Genomic DNA, 20,320 nt, shown 5'->3' on the forward strand with positions numbered 1-20,320 from the left:
ACGCCGCCAAGATCGTTCGCACCAGCGTGTACGACAGGACCCAGCACATCGTCACCATCGCACTCGACGACCACGACCAATACGTGCCGGCGCAGGAGCCGGAGCCAAATCCCGAATTGCTGACGGCGTTCGACGATTCGCCTGCGCCCATAGTGCGCGGCAATCTGCCGAACGTCTATGACGGCATCTACCGCACCGCCTATTCCTACGGCATGTCCAAGGCGATGACGCAACGGCTGATCAAGTTGCTGGCATCCAGTGTCGACTTCCAGTCGCGCCTCAATCCCACGGACCGCATCGAGGTGCTGTTCTCGCAGCCCGATGGCGACGACCAGGCGTCCGACGAATCCGAGCTGCTTTACGTCTCCGCGACTTTCGGCGGCACGACGCGAAATTTCTACCGTTTCCAGATGCAGGACGGCAGCACCGACTATTTCGACGGAAACGGCAGCAGCGCCGAGCAGTTCCTGCTGCGCAATCCCTTGCCCAATGGCCGATTTACATCCGGGTTCGGTGCGAGGCGCCACCCCATTTTGGGGTATGTGAAGATGCATACCGGCACCGACTGGGCAGCTCCCGTAGGATCGCCGATCATTGCCGCAGGCAATGGCGTCGTCGAAAAGGCCGGCTGGGCCGGTGGCTATGGCAAGCAGATCATCTTGCGTCACGCCAATGGCTACGAGACGTCCTACAATCACCAGAGCGCGTTTGCCAAAGGCATCGAGCCGGGTGTTCGCGTTCGCCAGGGTCAGGTTATCGGCTATCTCGGCTCAACCGGCCTCTCCACCGGTCCGCACCTTCATTACGAACTGATCGTCAACGGCACCAAGGTCGATTCGATGCGCGTCCGCCTGCCGGTCGGCAAGACGCTGAAGGGCGACGACCTCGTCGCCTTCAAGCGCGAGCGCGAACGCATCGACGACCTGCTCAAGCAGGAAGACAGCAATCAGTTGAAGGTCGCGAGCGCCAAGATCGAAGGCTGAGCCGACGTTTTTTCGTGGTCAGCCCTGCTGATTCGCCGTGTCGCGCACCCATGGCAGCCGCTCGCCCGAAACCGTCGTCCAGGCGGTGATTGCCGAAAGCAGGCAAAGCAGCGCGGTCACCGCGGCAACGGCTGCGAATGCCGCGTCGCTGGCGGCAAGTCGTGCCGCATCGAGGCCGGGCGCCAGGCCGGCTGGCGGCGGTTCGCCGAAACCCGGAAGGCCGGTGCCGGCACCGGTGCTGAGCACGCCAGCATAAACCCAGGCCGCCAGCGATCCCATCGCCGCCACGGCGATCAGGCCGCCGATCCGCGAGACGGCGTTGTTGATGCCCGAGGCCGCACCCGTATCCTTGTCCTCGACCGCCGTCATGATGGCGGTCGACAGCGGCGATACCACCAGCGCCATGCCGAACCCCATCAGAGCCATCAGCGGGAATACCCCCAGCCAGAAACTGTGGATGCCCCAATAGGCCAGCAAGGCAAGTCCGGCAAAGGCGAGAGCCACAACCAGACTGCCGCTGGCGATCGGAAAGCGAGGCCCGATGCGGTCGGACCACTGGCCAACCGGTCCGGATAACAGTGCCATCAACGCCGACAGCGGCAGGAATATAAAGCCGACCTCGGCCGCGCTCAGCCCCCATCCGGCGATCATGAGCATCGGCAGATAGAACAAATTGGCCGACAGGGCGAAATAAAGGAAGAAGGTCGCCACGTTGGCGCCCGCGAACGCGCCGATCCGAAACAGCGACAGATCGATCATCGGCTCGCGCCGCCGGCGCTCGAAGACGATGAACACGACGAGCAAAACCGCACCGGCGGCGATACTCGGGCCGGACATCAGCCCCTCCCCGTCACCACTCATCGAGGTCAGGCCGTAAGCGAGAGCTCCGAACGCCAATATGGCGAGTGCAGCGCCGCCGAGATCGAGGCTGCGCTTTTCCGCCGGCGCGTCGGCAGGGATCTTGGCCAGCAGAAGATAGATCGAGATAAGACCGAGCGGCAGATTGATGGCGAAGATCGCCCGCCAGATGCCGTTGCCGAACACCGACAGCACGAAGCCGCCCAGCACCGGGCCGAGCGCCGTCGTCAGTGCCGATGCCGCGGCCCAGATGCCGATCGCCCGGCCGCGTTCCTTTTTTGGATAGGCTTTGGCGATAATGGCCAGGCTGCCCGGCACCATGATGGCCGCTCCGATACCCTGGACAGCCCGAAATGCAATAAGCATCGCCGGGTTAGGCGCCAGCGCGCAGGCAAGCGAGGCGGCAATGAACAGGACGATGCCGGCGACGAAAGAGTGGCGCAGGCCGAAACGATCGCCGGCGGCGCCGCCGACGAGAATGAGGGCTGAAAGCGTCAATGCATAGGCGTTGGATATCCATTGCGCCTCGGCCAGGCTGGCGCCGAGATCGACGCGGATAGCCGGCGTCGCAATGGCCAGGACCGATCCATCGATAAAGCCGAGCGCGGAAGCCAGAATCGCGGCGATCAGCACGAACCGCCGCCGCGCCCGCGGGCAGAACGTATCGGCCGGAAGTGAGCCGGTCAGGGGAATGGCGCCAGTACCGACTTTGGTTGGCGTGTGCATGCCGCCTTACCTAGACCGCCGGCATGCCGCCGACAACCGGCCAGCAGGCTGTTCTCGTTGAAACCAGGCCGAACCTGGCCATACAGGCAGGAGAGAACGCCCGTCCGGGTGCAAACGGTGGATGCCGTGCTAGATTCCCGCAACGCTGCAACAAGGGGGAACTACCGCATGAAACGACCGCTCGAGCCCTCGGCGGAAGGACGCGGGCGCGTCGTCGGCATCACCGACGGCGTGTTCGCCATCGCGCTCACGTTGATTGTTCTCGAGATCAGGGTGCCGGCGCATGAAACGGTGCATTCCGAAAGCGAGTTGATCGCCGCGATCACAGCACTGGCGCCGCGCTTCCTGACCTATGCGCTCAGCTTCCTGACGCTGACCATCTTCTGGTTCGGCCAGCAGGCGCAACACGGGTTGATCGCAAAATCCGACCGGCGGCTTGCCACGCTGAACCTCTGCTTCCTCGGCTTCATCGCCTTGCTGCCGTTTTCGACCGATCTTTTGGCCGACTTCCTTGAATTCAGGACCGCGGTGCTCGTCTACTGGCTCAATCTTCTGATGCTGGGACTGACGCTGCTCGCCAGTTGGCGCTACGCGGACAAAAACGGATTTCTGGCCGACGGTGTCGACGCGGAGACCACCCGAACGGTCTATCTGCGCATCGTCAAGGCACAGATCCTGTGGGCGATCGGCGCGGCACTGTGCCTAGCCAGCCCTTTGCTCAGCGTCGGCTTCATCTTGGTGGTGCAGCTGACCTATGCCGCAGCGCTGCGCGCGCCACTGCTGCGCAAGGTCATCGGGTGATTCGAGCGAAGGCGTTGCGCTTCAGTCGACGAACTCCACTATAACGCCGGGCGTCACGATCTTGGCGAGCTCGCGCGCATCCCAATTGGTCAGCCGCACGCAGCCGTGGCTTTCGGTCTTGCCGATCTTGGACGGATCCGGCGTGCCGTGAATGCCGTAGGTCGGCTTGTCCAGTGCGATCCAGACCGAGCCAACCGGGCCGTTCGGCCCCGGCGGGATGGTCAGGATCCTGTCGTTTTCGCCCTGCTTGAAATTGATGTTCGGGTTGTAGGTGTAGTTCGGGTCCAATGCGACACGCGACACCGCATGCGTGCCGGACGGCGACGGCGTATCCGACGAGCCGATGGTCGCCGGATAGGCTGCGACCAGCTTGCCCGCCGCGTCGTAGGCACGGACCTGCTTGTTGGCCTTGTCGGCGATGATGCGCGCCACCGGCGTCGCCACCAGCCTGCCGAAATTGGCAACCTTGATGATGGTGCCCGGACGATTGAAATTGGCGTCCGGATTGAGCTTCTTCAGATAGGTTTCATCCATATGGAAGCGCTCGGCCAGCGCCTCGGGCACCGACGTGTAGCCCATGCGGTCGAGCTGGGCCTTTTGGCTGTAGTCCTCCGGTATCGAAGCGACATAGGGGCCGGCCGCATCCTCGGGCGTGATCGTATAGGAGGCGAATGCATCGCCACCGGATTGCGCCAGGGCGGCCTGGATACCGACCGCGTCGGTGGATTTCAGATTGCTGCCGGTGATTTCATTGTAGGCGGCGAGTGCCTTGTCGACATTCGAGCCGAAGCGTCCGTCGATGACGCCGGGCGACGCACCGGCTCGGTCGAGCAGCACCTGCAGTTCCGCCACGTCCTGACGCGCGCCGAGCGAAAGCGACGGGTCGACCGCCGCCTTGCCGCCTGTGTCTGGCGGCGGGGCTGTGTCTGGCGGTAACGCCGCCTGCTCGTTCGGCACCGTCGGCTCGACCGGCTCGATCGAGGCCTCGTTGAGCGGCTGGCGCTCGATGGTGCGTGGCCTCACCGGCTGCGCTGCCTCCGGATAATCGTTGCCGTAGCCGTCATCCCGCGGCGCTTCGGGGAAGGCATCCATGGAATTGTCGCCATAGGGGTCGTACTCGTCGGCCGGCGGCACGATGATCCTGCCTTCGTCTTCCAACTGCCTGCGGCGGAACCGGGCCGTGTCCTCAGGGTCGAGATAATAGGGATCGTCCTCCTCGACCGGTCCGAGGTTGCGCAAGCGCTCGCGGCGCAAAACACGGCGGTCGAGCCTGGTCTGCGGCGGCTGGATGGCGATGACCTTGCCGGTTTCCGCATCGACGATGACGCGGTTTCCCCTGGCGTCGTAATAGATGTCGAGATTGCCGTCCTGGGCGACAAGAATGCCGCCGTCATTGGCAGCACGAACCACCCGCGGCGCGGTATCGGCCATCGGCGAGGCCATCGCATTCGACGCCAGCAGCCCGGCAGCAAACGCTGAAAGGGTGAGGATGGTGCGCAACATGATGGCCAAAATTCTCCGGTCCGTAATTGCCGCCGCCGGCATTGTCTCTCAAGAGCGCCGCGCGTCCCTTTGGGTGCAAGGACGCTCTAACGCTTTACATCTCCGCATCGTGCTTTGCGAAAATCAAAATCGATTTCGGGCCGATGTGGTCGCCAACCCCTTCGCCAGCAAATCACTTGCACACGATAAGGTTCCAATATGAACCGGGCATGAAGATGGCGGATTTCTGACCGATTAACCGGCAGCGAATCCCAATTCCTTGCGCGCCTGCTTCGTCAGCTTCAGCACGACGAGACGGTGGCTTTCGCGCAGATAATCCTTCAGCGCTTCATCATCCATGCTTTCGCTTGTCCGGCGCTGGATCCATTTCATGCCGCGCGAGGCGAGATACGGCGCCGGCCGAAGGCCCGGCTGTTCCCTCAGCACGTCATAAGCGATCTCGGAGCATTTGAAGGTGACGAACGGCTCCTTGCCTTCACTCCAGCCGCCGATCGCAAACACCTTGCCGCCGACTTTCCAGACATGGGCGCCACCCCACTGCACGACATGGGTCGTCGAAGGCAGCGAGGCGCAGAAACTGTTGTAGTCGTCCAAAGTCAACTGCGCCCCGCCAGTGGTGTTAGACCATGGACCGACGGTCGGCGTAGCAAAAAGCGGATGCCGGTTTTTCGGAAAAGATCATGGTCGAAATTGAAGCTAGGAATTCCATCCCGATTCGATCGGGATGGAACAGGCTCTTGGCTTGAACTCAGGCGGCCGCCTCGGTTGCCACGACTGCGGGCTTCGAGCGGAAGTTCAAGCGGTCGGATCCGGCGGTGACCTTGACAGTCGAGCCGTCGAGGATCTCGCCGAGCAGTATCTTTTCCGCCAGCGGATCCTGCAATTCCTTCTGCATCACCCGCTTCAGCGGCCGCGCGCCATAGGCCGGGTCGTAACCCTTGGCCGCCAGCCAGTCGATCGCCTCCTGATCGAGCGAAAGCGATATCTTGCGGTCGACAAGCAGGTTTTCCAGCCGCTTGAGCTGGATTTGGACGATCTGGCCCATATCCTGGCGGCGCAGCCGGTGGAACAGGATGACCTCGTCGATGCGGTTGAGGAATTCCGGCCGGAACGAAGCCCTGACGACATTCATCACCTCGTCGCGCACGACGTCGACATCCTGGTCCTCGCCGAGATTGACCAGATATTCGGCGCCGAGATTGGACGTCATGATGATCAGCGTATTGCGGAAGTCGACCGTGCGGCCCTGCCCGTCCGTCAGCCGGCCGTCGTCGAGCACCTGCAGCAGCACGTTGAACACGTCCGGATGCGCCTTCTCGATCTCGTCGAACAGCACGACCTGATAGGGCCGGCGCCGCACCGCTTCGGTCAGCGCGCCGCCTTCCTCATAGCCGACATAGCCGGGAGGCGCGCCGATCAGCCGGGCGACCGAGTGCTTCTCCATGAACTCCGACATGTCGATACGCACCATCGCGCTCTCGTCGTCGAACAGGAAGCTGGCCAGCGCCTTGGTCAGTTCGGTCTTGCCGACGCCCGTCGGCCCGAGGAACATGAACGAGCCGAGCGGCCGGTTCGGGTCCTGCAGGCCGGCGCGCGCACGGCGTACCGCCTTCGATACTGCCTGCACGGCCTCGCCCTGGCCGACGACGCGCTTGCCGATCTCGTCTTCCATGCGCAACAGCTTGTCGCGCTCGCCTTCGAGCATCTTGTCGACCGGGATCCCCGTCCAGCGCGAGACGATATGGGCGACGTGATCGGGGCCGACCACTTCTTCGACCATGCCGGCCTTGCCATCCCTGGCTTCGGCCTGCTTCAGCTGCTTTTCGAGTTCCGGGATCTTGCCGTAGGCAAGTTCGCCGGCGCGCTGGAATTCACCCTGGCGCTGGGCGATGGCAAGTTCATTGCGCGCCTCGTCGAGCTGTTTCTTGAGGTCGGCGGCAAGCCCGAGCTTCTGCTTCTCGGCCTGCCATTTCGAGGTCAGCTCGGTCGATTCCTCCTCGAGGTTCGAGAGTTCCTTCTCGAGCCGGGCGAGCCGGTCCTTCGAGGCGTCGTCCTTCTCGACCTTGAGCGCCTCGCGCTCGATCTTGAGCTGCATGATGCGGCGATCTATCTCGTCCAGCGCCTCGGGCTTCGAATCGACCTGCATGCGGAGCCGCGACGCGGCCTCGTCGACCAGGTCGATCGCCTTGTCCGGCAGGAAGCGGTCAGCGATGTAGCGGTTGGATAGGGTTGCGGCCGCGACCAGCGCCGAATCCGAGATGCGCACCTTGTGGTGCTGCTCGTATTTCTCTTTCAGCCCGCGCAAGATCGAGACGGTGTCTTCGACCGTCGGCTCATTGACGAAGACCGGCTGGAAGCGGCGGGCAAGGGCCGCATCCTTCTCGACATGCTTGCGGTATTCATCGAGCGTAGTGGCGCCGACGCAGTGCAGTTCGCCGCGGGCCAGCGCCGGCTTCAGCAGGTTCGACGCATCCATGGCGCCATCCGCCTTGCCGGCGCCGACCAGCGTGTGCATCTCGTCGATGAACAGGATGATGCCGCCGGCGGCGGACGTGACCTCGGAAAGCACCGCCTTCAGCCGCTCCTCGAACTCGCCGCGGTATTTGGCCCCGGCGATCAGCGAGCCCATGTCGAGCGCCATCAGCTGCTTGTCCTTGAGCGATTCCGGCACATCGCCATTGACGATGCGCAGCGCCAGCCCTTCAGCGATCGCCGTCTTGCCGACGCCGGGTTCGCCAATCAGCACCGGGTTGTTCTTGGTGCGGCGCGACAGCACCTGGATCGTGCGGCGGATCTCGTCGTCACGGCCGATGACCGGGTCAAGCTTGCCCGCGCGAGCGTCCGCCGTCAGGTCGCGCGCGTATTTCTTCAGCGCGTCGTAGCCCTGCTCGGCGCTCGCCGAATCGGCGGTACGACCTTTGCGTACGTCGTTGATGACCTGGTTCAGCTTCTGCGGCGTGACACCGGCCTTGGCCAGGATGTCGGCCGTCTTGGCCGATTTTTCCATGGCGAGCGCCTGCAACAGCCGTTCGACGGTGACGAAGCTGTCACCGGCCTTCTTGGCCAGTTCCTCGGCGGTCGAAAACACCTTTGCCAGCGGCTGGGCCAGATAGAGCTGGCCATTGCCGCCCTCGACCTTGGGCATTGCCTCCAGTGCCGTTTCGACGCCGAGTTTGACGTCCCGGACATTGCCGCCGGCGCGCTCGATCAGCGACGCAGCCAGGCCCTCGTCGTCATCGACGAGGACCTTGAGGATATGCTCGGGGGTGAATTGCTGGTGATTGCGGGAAAGCGCCATGGTTTGCGCGGACTGGATAAAGCCGCGCACGCGCTCGGAATATTTTTCAAGATTCATGCCTGTCTCCTTCCGTCACCGGCCCGCTTCGCGGCACCGGATCAGATTGCGGTGACGGACCCGCCCGTTCGAGCCGGATCCTGTTCACGCAAGATATGGGACGCAAACCACGGACCCTCAAGACGCCTCGACACTGGCGAATGGATAATAATATTGCGAGCACGCAAAACAAAAACGGCGGAGATTTCTCTCCGCCGTCCATACATGTCCCGCAAAAGTGCGCGGCGGTTTTGCGATAACGATATGCATCATCACAATAGGAACCTAACGCGCGTCGCATGAGGCCGGTCGAACGCGACGCGCCTTTGGGCTAAAGGATGCCCTAAGATCGGCCGAACGTTTTTTCGATCAATTCTCGACGTCTGCGATCACAGCTTGACCGCCGGGGCTTTCAGCCGGCGCTGCATCGACATTGCCAGCGTCGGTATTGCCAGTCTCGGTATTGCCAGTCTCGGTGTTGCCAGTCCCGACATTGCCAGTCTCGGTATTGCCAGTCCCGGCATTGCTTGTCTCGGCATTGCTTGTCTCGGCACTCTCAGGGCCGGCGTTGTCGTTGCCGCCATTTGCCTGTTCGACATCGAGGCGCGGGCGACGCGGGCGCCTGGGGCGGCGGGCCGGGCTGCTTTCGGCAGCGGCTTCGTTGAGCTCGGCCTGGGCGGCGAGACCCGCCGGCGAAAGGTTGTGAAATTGCTGTGCGGGCTCACCCACAAAGATCGGCTCAGCTGCCCGCACGGGCTCCGCCTGCGCCGGAACCTCCTCGCGCCGTGGCTGTTCGACGCGCTGGCCACCCTGCTGCTCGCCGCGCGAGCTAAACTCGCCACGCTGGCCGTTCTGGCCGTAACCGCCATTGGGGCGACGGTCGCGGTGGCGACCGCCATTATTGTCGCGGCCGTCACGGTTATCGCGGCCGCCGCGATTGTCACGGCTGTTTTCCTGGTTCAGCGCCAGCTCGGCCGGCGTGCCATCGATGACCGGCTGCGGGCCGGCCCCCTGATTGACCGTCGAGCCCGATGTCTCGTTGGCATTGTTGTTGCCAGCATTGTCGAACTCGTCGCGATCCTCGTCGCCATCATCGTCGAAATCATCGCGAATCTGCTGGGCGTTCTGGATCGGCATCTGCGCCTGAGCGGCTGCGATGATGCGGTTATAGTGTTCTGCGTGCTGGAGATAGTTTTCCGCCATCACCCGGTCGCCGGAGCTGTGCGCGTCACGGGCTAGGGTTGCGTACTTCTCGGCAATCTGCTGAGCCGATCCGCGGATCTTCACGTCCGGGCCGTTGCTCTCATAGTTGCGCGTCAGGGGATTCGGCCCCTTACGGTTGTTGTTGTTATTGTTATTGCCGCCGCCGCCATTGTTGTTGCGACCGCGCATGCGCCTGTTTTGCTGTTGTGGCCTCATTAGACTCTCTTCACTTTGAAATTTTCGAAAAACTCTTCACGAACGGAGGCGCTCATGCGGCCAGCCGTTTCGTTCTTTCACCGGCGTTCGCCCGCATCAATTGCGTTGGCGCCACGTGCCATCCTGTTCCGGTTACTTCACTTGCCGGACGATTCCCGCACGAAGCTTGGGCGTCGTTTGCGCAAGAAGGCAGCTATTTCCAAGGAAAACCGAATCGCTAAGAGCACTGCCTGCTTCGTCTCATCCGGTTAAGGCGACCCTAGCCGCATTCCCCGGTATTGCCAAGCGCTTTTTTCGCACTGCATCACGGCTTCCACCGTTCGAACACAAGAACTCTGTTGTTTCCGCCGAGATCACGAAACACCCCGACAGAACTGTACCCGGCCGCGGAGAATATCTCCGTAACCTGTTGGTGCTGCGTATGGCCGATCTCGACCGCAATCCTGCCTTGGACTTCCAAATACGCTGCCGCTCCTGCGGCGATCTTCCTGTAGGGGCTCAGACCGTCCACACCGCCATCCAGGGCCTGGCGTGGATCGAAACTGCGGACCTCGTCCTGCAGATTTCCAATGTCGTCTGAGGGTATATAGGGAGGGTTTGCGGCAATTACATGGTACCGGCCAGAAACTTTTTCAAACCAGTCGGATTTGAGCGCCGTGAACCGGCCGGCGAGCCCCAATTCCCTGGCATTGCGCGTGGCGGTGGCCAGCGCCTCTTGCGAAATGTCGACGCCAGTGGCGGTCGCGGCCGGAACCGCGCTGAGCAACGCCAGCGCGATGGCACCGGTGCCGGTCCCGAGATCGAGGATGCGGCAACCGCCTTCGCGTGCCGCCATTGCCTTGACGAAAGGCAGCACCGCCTCGACCAGCGTTTCGGTATCCGGTCGCGGCTCCAGCGTTTGCGGCGAAAGCGAAAGGCGCAAGCCGTAGAATTCGCGGTAACCGAGGATGCGGTGCACCGGCTCGCCGGCGATGCGCCGGCGCAAGGCGGCATCGATTCCCGCCGTCACGTCCGCATCGACCGCGCACCCAGGATCGGCGATGGCCTGCGTGCGGTTCGTGCCGGAAAAATGCTCGACGATCAGCCTGGAATCGAGCGCCGGATCCGCAATCCCGGCTGCGGCGAGCCGGTTTCGCGCTTCCCGCAGCAGCGGCGCCAGAGTGGCGGGCAGGCTGTCAGCCATCGATGCCTATATCGGCGAGCAGCTTCGACTGGTGATCGGCTATCAGCGCGTCGATGATCTCGTCGAGTTCGCCCATCATCACCCGGTCGAGCTTGTAGAGCGTCAGGTTGATGCGATGATCGGTGACGCGACCCTGCGGAAAATTATAGGTGCGGATGCGTTCCGAGCGGTCGCCCGAGCCAACCTGCGACTTGCGCGATTCTGAACGTTCCTCGTCCGCTTTGCTGCGTTCGAGGTCGTAAAGCCTGGCGCGTAGGATCTGCATGGCCTTCGCCCGGTTCTGGTGCTGCGATTTTTCCGCCTGCACCACCATGATGCCGGTCGGCAGATGGGTGATGCGCACGGCCGAATCGGTGGTGTTGACGTGCTGGCCGCCGGAACCCGAGGCGCGCATCGTGTCGATGCGGATGTCTTCGGCCCGGATGTCGATGTCGACCTCTTCGGCTTCCGGCAGCACCGCGACCGTCGCCGCCGAAGTGTGGATGCGCCCGCCCGCCTCGGTCGTCGGCACGCGCTGCACCCGGTGCACGCCGGATTCGAACTTCAGATGGGCAAAGACGCCCTTGCCCGAAACGGTGGCGATGATTTCCTTGTAGCCGCCGACCTCGCCTTCGCTGGCCGACACCGTCTCGAAACGCCAGCCATGCGCCGCTGCATAGCGCTCGTACATGCGAAACAGGTCGCCGGCAAAAAGCGCCGCCTCGTCACCGCCGGTGCCGGCACGGATTTCGAGGATGGCGTTCTTGTCGTCTGCGGCATCCTTGGGCAACAGCAGGATCTGGATGTCCTTTTGCAGCACCTCGATTTGATGCTTGACCTCCGGCAGGTCGGCCTCGGCTAAGGCGCGCATCTCGGCGTCAGTGCCCTTGTCGGCGAGCATCGCCTCCAGATCGGCCTGTTCGCGCTCGGCGGCGCGCAGTGCCCTGATCTTTGCCACCATCTCCTGGATGTCGGCATATTCGGAGGCCATCCTCACATAGGCGTCCGGCGCCGGCCCGGCCGACATCTGCGCTTCGAGCATGTCGAAACGCTTGACGACTTGATCCATACGGTCGCGGGGCAGGTTGATCATGGCGAAGTCTATAGCGGTATAGAGCGGTCGTCGGCAAAGGCTTGCAGCAGCGCCCGCATCGGCAGGCCATGCGCCGGCGCCATCAGATTGTCGTCGAAGAACGCCTCCAGCTCGCTGAGCGGCAGTTCAGTCAGCATCGCCTTGACCGGGCCGATCGATGCCGGCGACATCGAGATCGAGCGGTAGCCAAGGCCGATCAGCGCCATCGCCGAAATCGGCTTGCCGGCAAGTTCGCCGCACAGGGTCACCGGCGTATGGTTGCGCGCCCCGGCGTCGGCAATCTGCTTCAGGACGCGCAGGAACGGCGTCGAGAGCGGGTCGAAGCGGTCGGACAACTGGGTGTTGCCGCGATCCACCGCCATGACGAACTGGAACAGGTCGTTCGAGCCGACCGAGACGAAATCGACCGCCTTCATCAGTTCGTCGAGCTGGAACAGCAGCGACGGCACCTCCAGCATCGCCCCGAGTTTGAGGCTGGTCGGCAAATGATGGGCAAAGCGCGACAGATGCCGCACCTCGCGATCGATGATCTCGCGCGCCTGCGCAATCTCGCCGAGTTCGGTCACCATCGGCAGCATCAGCTTCAGTTCGCGTCCGCCGCACGCCTTGAGCAGCGCGCGGATCTGGGTACGCAGCAATCCGGGCCGGTCGAGGGTCAGGCGGATGGCGCGCCAGCCGAGTGCCGGGTTCTCTTCCTGAATCGAGCCCTTGAAATAGGGCAGCACCTTGTCGCCGCCGATATCGATGGTGCGGAATGTCACCGGCTTGCCGCGCGCCGCTTCGAGCACGTCACGATAGAGCCGCTCCTGGGCTTCGGCGCGCGGAAAGGTCGAGGCGACCATGAATTGCAGTTCGGTGCGGAACAGGCCGATGCCGGCCGCACCTGCTTCGGCCAGTTGCGGCAAATCCACCGCCAGTCCGGCATTCATCAGAAGATCGACCTGGACTCCGTCCTTGGTCACCGACGGCTTCTTGCGCAGCTCGCGGTAGACCTCCTGCCGCCGCGCCCTGAAGCGCACTTTCTCGGCATAGGCCGCCTCGAGGTCGGGCTGCGGGCGCAGATGGATCGCGCCTTCCTCGCCGTCGACGATGATGGCATCGCCGTTTTCCGCCATGGAAACGGCGCCCTTCATCTGGCCGGCGACGGGTATGCCCATGGCTCGCGCCACAATGACGACATGGCTGGTCGCGGCGCCGTCTTCCAGCACCAGCCCGCGCAGCTTGTCCCTGGGATAATCGAGCAGCTCGGCAGCCCCCATCGAGCGGGCGACGATGATGGCGTCCTTGGGCAGCGCGGCCGCGACGTCCTCCGGTCCGCGCCCCATCAGTTGCCGCAGCAGCCGATTGGCGAGATCGTCGAAATCGCTCATCCGTTCGCGCAGATACGGATCGGTCATATGCAGCATGCGGGCACGCATGTCGCTCTGAACTTTCTCGACCGCCGCTTCGGCCGTCAGGCCATTGCGGATCGCCTCCTCCAGCCGGCGCACCCAGCCGCGGTCGTTGGCGAACATGCGATAGGCTTCGAGCACCTGGCGATGCTCGCCCTCGAAGGCGACGTCGCGGCGCTCCAGCATGTCGTCGATAGACAGCCTGAGCGAGCCGAGCGACGCGTCGAGCCGCCTGACCTCTTCCTCGCTATCCTCGTTGAACAGGTTGGTGACGACGATACGCGGCTCGTGCAGCACCACATGGCCGAGCCCGACGCCTTCATTGAAGGACAGGCCGGTAAAGCTTACCGGGCGGCGCAGATCGAGCTCTAGGCCGGGCCTTGTCAGCCGCTCCAGATCGCCGGTGGCGATCATCTCGGCGATCACCATCGCCGTCGTTTCCAGCGCCTCGACCTCGTCGTCGCGATAATGGCGCATGGTCTTGTTCTGCACGACCAGAACGCCGAGCGTCCGCCCTGCCCGCAGCACCGGCACGCCGAGGAAGGAATTGTATATCTCTTCCCCTGTCTCCGGCAGGTAGGCGAAGGCAGGATGCTCCTGCGCGTTGGAGAGGTTGAGCGGCCGCGCCGAGGCCGCGATCGTGCCGACCAGGCCTTGGCCCAGCCTCAGCTGCGCCAGGTGGACGGCGTTCGGGTTCAAGCCTTCGGTGGCGTAGAGTTCGAGCACCGAATCGGCGCGCAGAACATAAAGCGAGCAGACCTCGGCAACCATGTTGGAGGCGATGTCGCGCACGATTCGGTCAAGCCGCTCCTGCGGCTCCAGCGGCTCTTGCATGAGCTCGCGGAGCCGTTTCAGCAAAACGCGCGGGCCACTGGCCGAATCACGCATCGCGGCTTCTTCTCCAATAGCGTTTCAACCGGTGCAGGTTGCCCTGCACAGCGGCACAAACGCAACAACTCAATTAGAGCGCCATCGTCCAATTGGACGCATAAAGACCGCTCCAAGCCTTTCGATCCGCGCATCCCGCCTTCCGAAAATCGACTCCGATTTTCGGGCCGATGCAGTCTGCTACTGCTTATCCAGACCGTACACGGAATGCAAAGTGCGAACTGCTAGTTCCGTATAGGGACCGTCGATCAGGATCGAAATCTTGATTTCGGACGTTGTGATGGCGCGGATGTTGATCGCGCGGTCGGCCAGCGCCTTGAAGGCTGTGGCGGCGACGCCTGCATGGCTGCGCATGCCGATGCCGATGACCGAGACCTTCGACATGCCGGCTTCCGACTGCACCACGTCGTAGCCGATCGTCGCCTTCAGCCGTTCGAGCACGGCAAGCGCCTTGTCGACGTCGCCGGATGGCACGGTAAAAGTCATGTCAGTGAACTTGCCGTCCTCGGAAATGTTCTGGACGATCATATCGACATTGATGTTGGCCTCGGCCAGCGGCCCGAAAATGCCGGCGGCGACGCCCGGCCGGTCGCCGACGCGGCGCAGCGAAATCTGCGCTTCGTCCTTGGCATAGGCAATTCCGGTGACGACCTGCTGTTCCACGATCTCTTCCTCGTCGCAAATAAGCGTTCCCGGCGGATTGAGCAAATCCCCCATTCCGGGTGCATCGGGATCGTCGAAGGACGACCTCACAAAGGTACGCACCCTGTGCACCATGGCAAGCTCGACCGAGCGCACCTGCAGGACCTTGGCCCCGAGCGAGGCCATTTCGAGCATTTCCTCGAAGGAAATCTTGGCCAGCCGCCGGGCCTTCGGCTCGATGCGCGGATCGGTCGTGTAGACCCCATCGACATCGGTGTAGATATCGCAGCGGTCGGCCTTGACCGCCGCCGCGATGGCGACTGCGCTGGTATCGGAACCGCCGCGGCCGAGCGTTGCGATCCGGTTGTCCGGCCCGATGCCCTGGAAACCGGCGACCACCGCCACCTGGCCTTCGCCGAAGCGCTTGATCAGGAATCCGCCGTCGATATCGAGAATGCGCGCCGCGCCATGCGCGTTATCGGTCTTGATCGGAATCTGCCAGCCTTGCCAGGAACGGGCATGCACGCCGATGTTCTGCAGCGCGATCGCCAGCAAGCCGGCCGTAACCTGTTCGCCGGAAGCGACTACGGCGTCATATTCGCGCGCATCGTGCATTGGCGAGGCCTCGCGCGTCCATTGCACGAGCTCGTTGGTCTTGCCGGCCATCGCCGAGACCACCACTGCGACCTCATGCCCGGCATCGACCTCGCGTTTGACATGGCGCGCCACATTGCGGATGCGGGCGATGTCGGCGACGGACGTTCCGCCGAATTTCATCACGATGCGCGCCATGGAAGCGAAATGCCTTTGACTGGATGCCGGACCGAAGGCCGAAAAGTGGAAAAATGCGCCAAGCTGTGGCGAGGCGCTCAATGCGCGGCCTCCTTAGCCAAATGACAGTCGTTTCGCAAGGCGTGCCGCCGCTGGCGGCCGGGCGACACACCAGCGCAGCATCGTGCCTGCCCTGCGTCTTGCCAATATGGTGCGCGCTTCAGCCCAGCTGTGCCGTGGCTCTCCACAGGCGCGGATAGTCGAGGACGAAACCGATCGGCGAGACCTCCAGCATCTCATTGTAGCCGAACATCGGGGCTTCGTAGGCGTAATGTGCCGCATCGACGCGCTGGTAGGTCTGTTCCAGGCGAACGAGCCTGAGTTCGGGAAATGTCAGATAGGCTGCCGGCGCGGGCGTCGCCATGCCGACATCGAGGGCAAAACGGCGAAGCGCCAAAAGGTTTGTGGCGGGTGTGAAGCCGAGATCGACATCGATGAGGCCGTCGACTTCCGCTTGATGCTCGCCGTTCAGCGTCCATGGGCGCTCGGTCAGCCGGTCGATCCCATAATGCAGCTCTTGCGTGCCGACAAAGCCGTCGGCGCGCGCCGAGCGTGTACGCCAATCGGCGTCGCAGTCCACTTCGTACGCGATGCTGCACGGCTTGCCGTCCTGGACGAAAAGCGCTTGTCCCCTGAGATTCCACCCAGAACTCGCTTCCGACAAGCGTCGTGGCCTTCCTGGTCAAGCCGGCGCCAAAGAATGGAAGCAACCGCTCGCATCGTTGTGCACTCCTCCGAACCCGATGTCTCTGCTTCGTTCGCCAAAGCCTAGGCGTTTCCTTCCGGCACACCATCAACTGACACGTGCTGACACAAATGCAGCCGGCAAAAGGCGGCGTCGGCAGGCATCGCGCGCATCGCGCAGCCGGCGGTGAATTTCGCGCCTTGACATTCGCAGCCTCGCGCCCGACTTCCTAGCGTCCGAGGAGACCACGCGATGCCTGAGCCCCGACGATCGACGATCGATGCCGGAGAGGTGGAACGCTTTTCCGCCCTTGCCGCCGAATGGTGGAACCCGAACGGCAAGTTCCGCCCGTTGCACAAGTTCAACCCGATCCGGCTTGCCTATATCCGCGACCAGGTGGCGGCCCGCTTCGGCCGCGATCCGCGTGCGGCACGGCCGTTCGAAGGCCTGCGCTTCCTTGACATCGGCTGCGGCGGCGGGCTTTTGTGCGAACCGATGGCGCGGCTTGGCGCCGAAGTGGTCGGCGCCGATGCCTCCGCCACCAACATCGAAGTGGCCAAGCTGCATGCGGCGGAAGTCGGCGTGAGCGTTGATTACCGCGCCACCACCGCGGAAGACCTGGCCGACGCCGGCGAAAAATTCGACGTCATCCTCAACATGGAAGTGGTCGAGCATGTCGCCGATGTCGATCTGTTCCTGGCCAAATGCGGCGAGATGGTCAAGCCCGGCGGCATCATGTTCGTGGCCACCATCAACCGCACGCTGAAGGCCCTGGGCCTGGCCATCATCGGCGCCGAATATGTGCTGCGCTGGCTGCCCCGCGGCACCCACCAGTTCGGCAAGCTGGTGCGCCCCGAGGAACTGGAAAAGGCGCTTGCAGGTGCTGGCCTGACCGTCATCGACCGCACCGGCGTCACCTACAACCCGCTCGCCGACCGCTGGCAGCGCTCGAAGGACATGGACGTCAACTACATGGTGCTGGCGGAGAAAGCATCCGTCTGAAACTTATGCCTTCTCGCCCCTATGTCTTCTGGCTTTGCGCCCTGGTGGTGATGAACACGCCGGCGGTGATGATGACGGCACCGGCCCAGGTCAGCAGTTGATAGCGCTCGCCGAGGAAGAGGGTCCCGGCAAACAGCCCGACCGCCGCCGCGACGTAGCCGATCTGGCTGAGATAGACCGGGCCGCCGACCGCTTGCAGGCGGAAGAAGAAGGCGAACATCGCCGAGGCTGATGCCACCTGTGCCGCAGCGACCAGCCGCACGCCGCCGAGCGAGCCGAATGCATTGCCTTCCAGCAGCACCAGAATGCCGGCAAGCAGCATCAAAGCTGCTGCCAGACGGCTGCCGACGGCGAGCTCGATCGGGCCGGTGCCTTCGGGCCAGTCGACGGTACGGTAAATGTTGCCGGCGGCGAGGCTGACGGGGATGAGCAGGCCCATCGCAACCCAGAAAAATTCGGCCGGCTGGCCCGCTTCGCCGCGCGTCACGGCCACCATGACTGCGCCCACGAAACCGACGGCGATGCCGACGACGCCCAGCGTGGTCTGGCGCCTGACGCCGAGCAGAATCGAGAACACCAGCGTGACGACCGGCGACAGCGTGAACATGATGCCGCTATAGCCGGCGCCCAGATGCGGAATCGCTGAAAACATCAGCAGATTGGGGATTGCGTAGGAGACGGCCGCGGTCACGAAGAAATAGCGCAGCCTGTGCAGCGTAAGCCGCATGCGCTGCCCGTTGAGCAGCAATGCGCACAAAAGCACGCCGCCGGCGCCAAGCGAGATGACGAAGGCCCAGACCATGGCGGGCACGCCGGCCGTCGTCGCGATCTTGCCGAACGGCAGCGTCAGGCCGAGCAGTCCGCCGGTGACGACCAGAAGGCCAAGCGCCGAGTCCCAGAGAAATTTCATCGCACCATCCCGTCGCCCGTTCGCGGCCCTTGGCCTACACCACAAGCTGAGGTAAGATAATATAAAGATTCTTCACGTCAAGATATATAACGGTGAGAGACATGGATCGCGCGGCAAAAGCGATCGAGCAATGGAAAAAGGAACGGCCGGATCTCGATGTCTCGCCGATGGCCGTGCTTGGACGGTTGAACGAGGCCGCCTCGTTGATCGCACGAGAGCGGCTGGCGCCGCTGTTTGCAAGTTACGGGCTGCAATCCGGAGAATTCGACGTGCTGGCGACGCTGCGTCGTTGCGGGCCGCCATATGCGCTGACGCCGACGGCTCTGTACGAGGCGACGATGGTGACGTCGGGCGCGATGACCAACCGCCTCGATCGGCTCGAGAAATCCGGCCTGATCAAGCGCGGGCCGCACCCCGACGATCGCCGCGGGATTATTGTGCAGCTGACCGGGAAGGGCCTCGCTTTGATCGATGAGGCGGTGACTGCTCACGTCGCCAACGAGCACCAGATACTTTCTGGGTTAGCACGCCCGGAGCAGACCATGCTGGCCCGCCTGCTCGAAAAACTGATCGCGAGCTTGAGCTAACCGAACCGGCCAAGGGCCGGGCCGAGGGGATGGAAAAAGCTCAGATCTTGGTCGCAGAGCCTCGTTTGGGCCGGCGAACAGCTCTGATCTTGCCGCTGTTTCCGCCACCGCAGAAAAACTGGTCGCCGCCATCGGATTCGAGCCCCGACACGCCTGTTCCCGGCGGCATATCGAGCTTCTCCAGAACCTTTCCCGTTTCAGGATCGATCCGCCGGACATCGCTCTCCTCGCCCTCCCAAGTCCCATGCCACAGCTCGCCGTCGACCCAGCTGACGCCGGTGACGACGCGGTTGGAAACGATGGTGCGAAGGATTGCCCCTGTCTCGGGATCGACCTGATGAATCTTTCGGCCCCGATGCTGCCCGACCCAGAGCGTTCCTTCGGCCCAGGCGAGCCCGGAATCACCGCCATTGCCAGGCGCCGGGATCGACGCCAGCACCTGGCCATTCTTTGGATCGATCTTCTGGATGCGATCCTCGGCGATTTGATAGAGGTGCTGGCCGTCGAAGGCCGTTCCGGCGTGTGCCGCGACCTCGATCGAGCGCACCACTTCGCCGCTTGCCGGATCGAAGGCGTTCAATCTGTCGCCTGAGGCAAACCAGACATGCTCACCGTCGAAGGTAACGCCGTCTACGTGGTCGACACCCGGAACGGGTCCGTATTCACGGAGGATTTCGGCAGAGGATCGTTCCATAATTCCATCCTAGTAGCCCGGCAGTGGACCGGGGAGTAACAAGATTGTCGGGAAACCCGGCAGCGGCGGGGTCATCCAGCGACGCGCCCGTCCGCGGCCGAACGACTGCACCTTGCCGGCCTGGGCGAGCTGCTCGAGCGCCCGCTGCACGGTACGCGAACTGGCTCCAAGCGCAATCGCCAGGGCCGAACTCGACCAAGACTCGCCGTCAGCGAGGAAGGCGAGCACGGCGGCATGCTCTTCTTCGACGGGCGGCGCCAGCACGACGACCTCACCTGCGCGGCGCGGCGCCAGCGCAAACCCCCGCTTCGTTGCGCTCACATCGGCCAAGCTACGAAGCTCCGCGCGAAGCCGCCCGACTTCGACCCGTAACCGTGCGCGATGTGATTCATCCGCGTCCTTTCCGCGGAAAGCGCGCGCGATAAGCGTCGATCTTGCCACGTCCCCCGGCCAGGCTTCGGCCAGCGCGCGGGCCAGCGCGAACAGCACCGGGCGGGTCGCCAGCGAGACGACCGTATCTGCTACCCGCACCACATTGCGGCATGCATCCACCACGAGCGCCCCCGACGCCAGAAGCGCTTCGACTTCATCGAGCAGGAGGGGCCGTTCCTCACCACGGGCGATAAGGCGTGCCGCCGGCGTATCCAGCACCACCGATGCGCTCTCCACCTCCGCGATCAGCGCGGGGATGCCGGACGCGCGCGCCCCCCCCGCCCCCCGGCCGCGGGGGGGGCGCGCCGGGCCCGTGACCACCCGGGGGGAGGCGGTGGCCGCGCCCCCCACCGCCTGGGGGGGCCCCGGATGCGGGGGG

17 protein-coding genes (1 of these 17 cut by a window edge) are annotated in these 20,320 nt (G+C 63.7%); 4 read left to right on the forward strand and 13 right to left on the reverse strand.

The features are described from left to right. On the forward strand, window positions 1–983 hold the 3' portion of the coding sequence (locus tag NKH42_RS29370; protein WP_352506679.1) for a M23 family metallopeptidase. 976 nt of this gene lie to the left of the window's left edge; the window shows 983 of its 1,959 coding nt (coding positions 977–1,959); its start codon lies beyond the left edge, outside the window; the stop codon is at window positions 981–983. An 18-nt stretch (window positions 984–1,001) separates the two neighbouring features. Here the strand turns inward: NKH42_RS29370 and NKH42_RS29375 are convergent, their stop codons facing one another. Further along, on the reverse strand, window positions 1,002–2,567 hold the full coding sequence (locus tag NKH42_RS29375; protein ID WP_352506680.1) for an MFS transporter: 1,566 nt from the start codon (window positions 2,565–2,567) through the stop codon (window positions 1,002–1,004). A 168-nt stretch (window positions 2,568–2,735) separates the two neighbouring features. Between NKH42_RS29375 and NKH42_RS29380 the strand changes: the two genes are divergently transcribed. After that, window positions 2,736–3,368: a TMEM175 family protein gene (locus NKH42_RS29380; RefSeq protein WP_352506681.1), complete on the forward strand. Its 633-nt coding sequence runs from the start codon at window positions 2,736–2,738 to the stop codon at window positions 3,366–3,368. Between the two features lie 21 nt (window positions 3,369–3,389). Here NKH42_RS29380 and NKH42_RS29385 read toward each other — a convergent pair whose 3' ends face one another. The 9 genes from NKH42_RS29385 to NKH42_RS29425 all read right to left on the reverse strand — a co-directional run bounded on the left by NKH42_RS29385 (window position 3,390) and on the right by NKH42_RS29425 (window position 16,295). Beyond that, window positions 3,390–4,871: a L,D-transpeptidase family protein gene (locus NKH42_RS29385; RefSeq protein ID WP_352506682.1), complete on the reverse strand. Its 1,482-nt coding sequence runs from the start codon at window positions 4,869–4,871 to the stop codon at window positions 3,390–3,392. 234 nt (window positions 4,872–5,105) lie between these two features. Continuing rightward, window positions 5,106–5,471, reverse strand: coding sequence for an MmcQ/YjbR family DNA-binding protein (locus NKH42_RS29390; protein WP_352476322.1), 366 nt, complete (start codon window positions 5,469–5,471; stop codon window positions 5,106–5,108). Window positions 5,472–5,619: 148 nt separating this feature from the next. Continuing rightward, complete coding sequence (clpB, locus tag NKH42_RS29395) at window positions 5,620–8,226, reverse strand: ATP-dependent chaperone ClpB (protein WP_254816714.1); 2,607 nt, start codon at window positions 8,224–8,226, stop codon at window positions 5,620–5,622. A gap of 348 nt (window positions 8,227–8,574) precedes the next feature. After that, a complete protein-coding gene (locus NKH42_RS29400; protein ID WP_352691523.1) occupies window positions 8,575–9,597 on the reverse strand; it encodes a DUF4167 domain-containing protein in 1,023 nt (340 codons plus the stop codon). Between the two features lie 331 nt (window positions 9,598–9,928). Beyond that, complete coding sequence (gene prmC / locus NKH42_RS29405) at window positions 9,929–10,807, reverse strand: peptide chain release factor N(5)-glutamine methyltransferase (RefSeq protein WP_352691522.1); 879 nt, start codon at window positions 10,805–10,807, stop codon at window positions 9,929–9,931. After that, window positions 10,800–11,879 (reverse strand): peptide chain release factor 1, encoded by a 1,080-nt coding sequence (gene prfA / locus NKH42_RS29410; RefSeq protein ID WP_254816711.1) that lies wholly within the window; start codon window positions 11,877–11,879, stop codon window positions 10,800–10,802. Before prfA ends, prmC begins: the two co-directional genes overlap by 8 nt. 8 nt (window positions 11,880–11,887) lie before the next feature. After that, window positions 11,888–14,158 (reverse strand): phosphoenolpyruvate--protein phosphotransferase, encoded by a 2,271-nt coding sequence (gene ptsP / locus NKH42_RS29415; protein ID WP_352691520.1) that lies wholly within the window; start codon window positions 14,156–14,158, stop codon window positions 11,888–11,890. A gap of 180 nt (window positions 14,159–14,338) precedes the next feature. Then, a complete protein-coding gene (locus tag NKH42_RS29420; RefSeq protein ID WP_352456701.1) occupies window positions 14,339–15,592 on the reverse strand; it encodes an aspartate kinase in 1,254 nt (417 codons plus the stop codon). Between the two features lie 199 nt (window positions 15,593–15,791). Beyond that, window positions 15,792–16,295 (reverse strand): putative glycolipid-binding domain-containing protein, encoded by a 504-nt coding sequence (locus NKH42_RS29425; RefSeq protein WP_352691518.1) that lies wholly within the window; start codon window positions 16,293–16,295, stop codon window positions 15,792–15,794. Window positions 16,296–16,568: 273 nt separating this feature from the next. On the opposite strand from NKH42_RS29425, the gene ubiG reads away from it, so the two are divergent. Then, window positions 16,569–17,318 carry a bifunctional 2-polyprenyl-6-hydroxyphenol methylase/3-demethylubiquinol 3-O-methyltransferase UbiG gene (gene ubiG, locus NKH42_RS29430; RefSeq protein WP_254816707.1) on the forward strand — a complete coding sequence of 250 codons (750 nt, stop codon included), beginning with the start codon at window positions 16,569–16,571 and terminating at the stop codon, window positions 17,316–17,318. 19 nt (window positions 17,319–17,337) lie between these two features. Here the strand turns inward: ubiG and NKH42_RS29435 are convergent, their stop codons facing one another. Then, window positions 17,338–18,228, reverse strand: a complete 891-nt coding sequence (locus NKH42_RS29435; RefSeq protein WP_352691514.1) for a DMT family transporter — start codon at window positions 18,226–18,228, stop codon at window positions 17,338–17,340. 101 nt (window positions 18,229–18,329) lie between these two features. Between NKH42_RS29435 and NKH42_RS29440 the strand changes: the two genes are divergently transcribed. Further along, entirely contained in the window at window positions 18,330–18,815 is a 486-nt protein-coding gene (locus NKH42_RS29440; RefSeq protein WP_352506689.1) for a MarR family winged helix-turn-helix transcriptional regulator, read from the forward strand. Window positions 18,816–18,855: 40 nt separating this feature from the next. On the opposite strand, the gene NKH42_RS29445 is transcribed toward NKH42_RS29440, so the two are convergent. Further along, the gene (locus tag NKH42_RS29445) at window positions 18,856–19,509 is read right to left on the reverse strand and encodes a Vgb family protein (RefSeq protein ID WP_352974699.1); all 654 of its coding nucleotides are present in this window, start codon (window positions 19,507–19,509) and stop codon (window positions 18,856–18,858) included. A 9-nt stretch (window positions 19,510–19,518) separates the two neighbouring features. Then, window positions 19,519–20,320: winged helix-turn-helix domain-containing protein (locus NKH42_RS29450; RefSeq protein ID WP_352974700.1), on the reverse strand; the 802-nt coding region annotated here is incomplete at its 5' end.

Origin of the sequence: Mesorhizobium sp. M1142 (assembly GCF_040318565.1) — a bacterium.
In the GTDB taxonomy this organism is placed as follows: Bacteria; Pseudomonadota; Alphaproteobacteria; order Rhizobiales; family Rhizobiaceae; genus Mesorhizobium.

What these genes read in the sequence shown, in the direction of transcription:
- NKH42_RS29400 (WP_352691523.1), bottom strand. Translation starts at nt 9,597, where the DNA reads ATGCGCGGTCGCAACAACAATGGCGGCGGCGGCAATAACAATAACAAC.
- ubiG (WP_254816707.1), top strand. Translation starts at nt 16,569, where the DNA reads ATGCCTGAGCCCCGACGATCGACGATCGATGCCGGAGAGGTGGAACGC.
- NKH42_RS29385 (WP_352506682.1), bottom strand. Translation starts at nt 4,871, where the DNA reads ATGTTGCGCACCATCCTCACCCTTTCAGCGTTTGCTGCCGGGCTGCTG.
- prmC (WP_352691522.1), bottom strand. Translation starts at nt 10,807, where the DNA reads ATGGCTGACAGCCTGCCCGCCACTCTGGCGCCGCTGCTGCGGGAAGCG.
- ptsP (WP_352691520.1), bottom strand. Translation starts at nt 14,158, where the DNA reads ATGCGTGATTCGGCCAGTGGCCCGCGCGTTTTGCTGAAACGGCTCCGC.
- NKH42_RS29445 (WP_352974699.1), bottom strand. Translation starts at nt 19,509, where the DNA reads ATGGAACGATCCTCTGCCGAAATCCTCCGTGAATACGGACCCGTTCCG.
- NKH42_RS29380 (WP_352506681.1), top strand. Translation starts at nt 2,736, where the DNA reads ATGAAACGACCGCTCGAGCCCTCGGCGGAAGGACGCGGGCGCGTCGTC.
- prfA (WP_254816711.1), bottom strand. Translation starts at nt 11,879, where the DNA reads ATGATCAACCTGCCCCGCGACCGTATGGATCAAGTCGTCAAGCGTTTC.
- NKH42_RS29375 (WP_352506680.1), bottom strand. Translation starts at nt 2,567, where the DNA reads ATGCACACGCCAACCAAAGTCGGTACTGGCGCCATTCCCCTGACCGGC.
- NKH42_RS29435 (WP_352691514.1), bottom strand. Translation starts at nt 18,228, where the DNA reads ATGAAATTTCTCTGGGACTCGGCGCTTGGCCTTCTGGTCGTCACCGGC.
- clpB (WP_254816714.1), bottom strand. Translation starts at nt 8,226, where the DNA reads ATGAATCTTGAAAAATATTCCGAGCGCGTGCGCGGCTTTATCCAGTCC.
- NKH42_RS29420 (WP_352456701.1), bottom strand. Translation starts at nt 15,592, where the DNA reads ATGGCGCGCATCGTGATGAAATTCGGCGGAACGTCCGTCGCCGACATC.
- NKH42_RS29440 (WP_352506689.1), top strand. Translation starts at nt 18,330, where the DNA reads ATGGATCGCGCGGCAAAAGCGATCGAGCAATGGAAAAAGGAACGGCCG.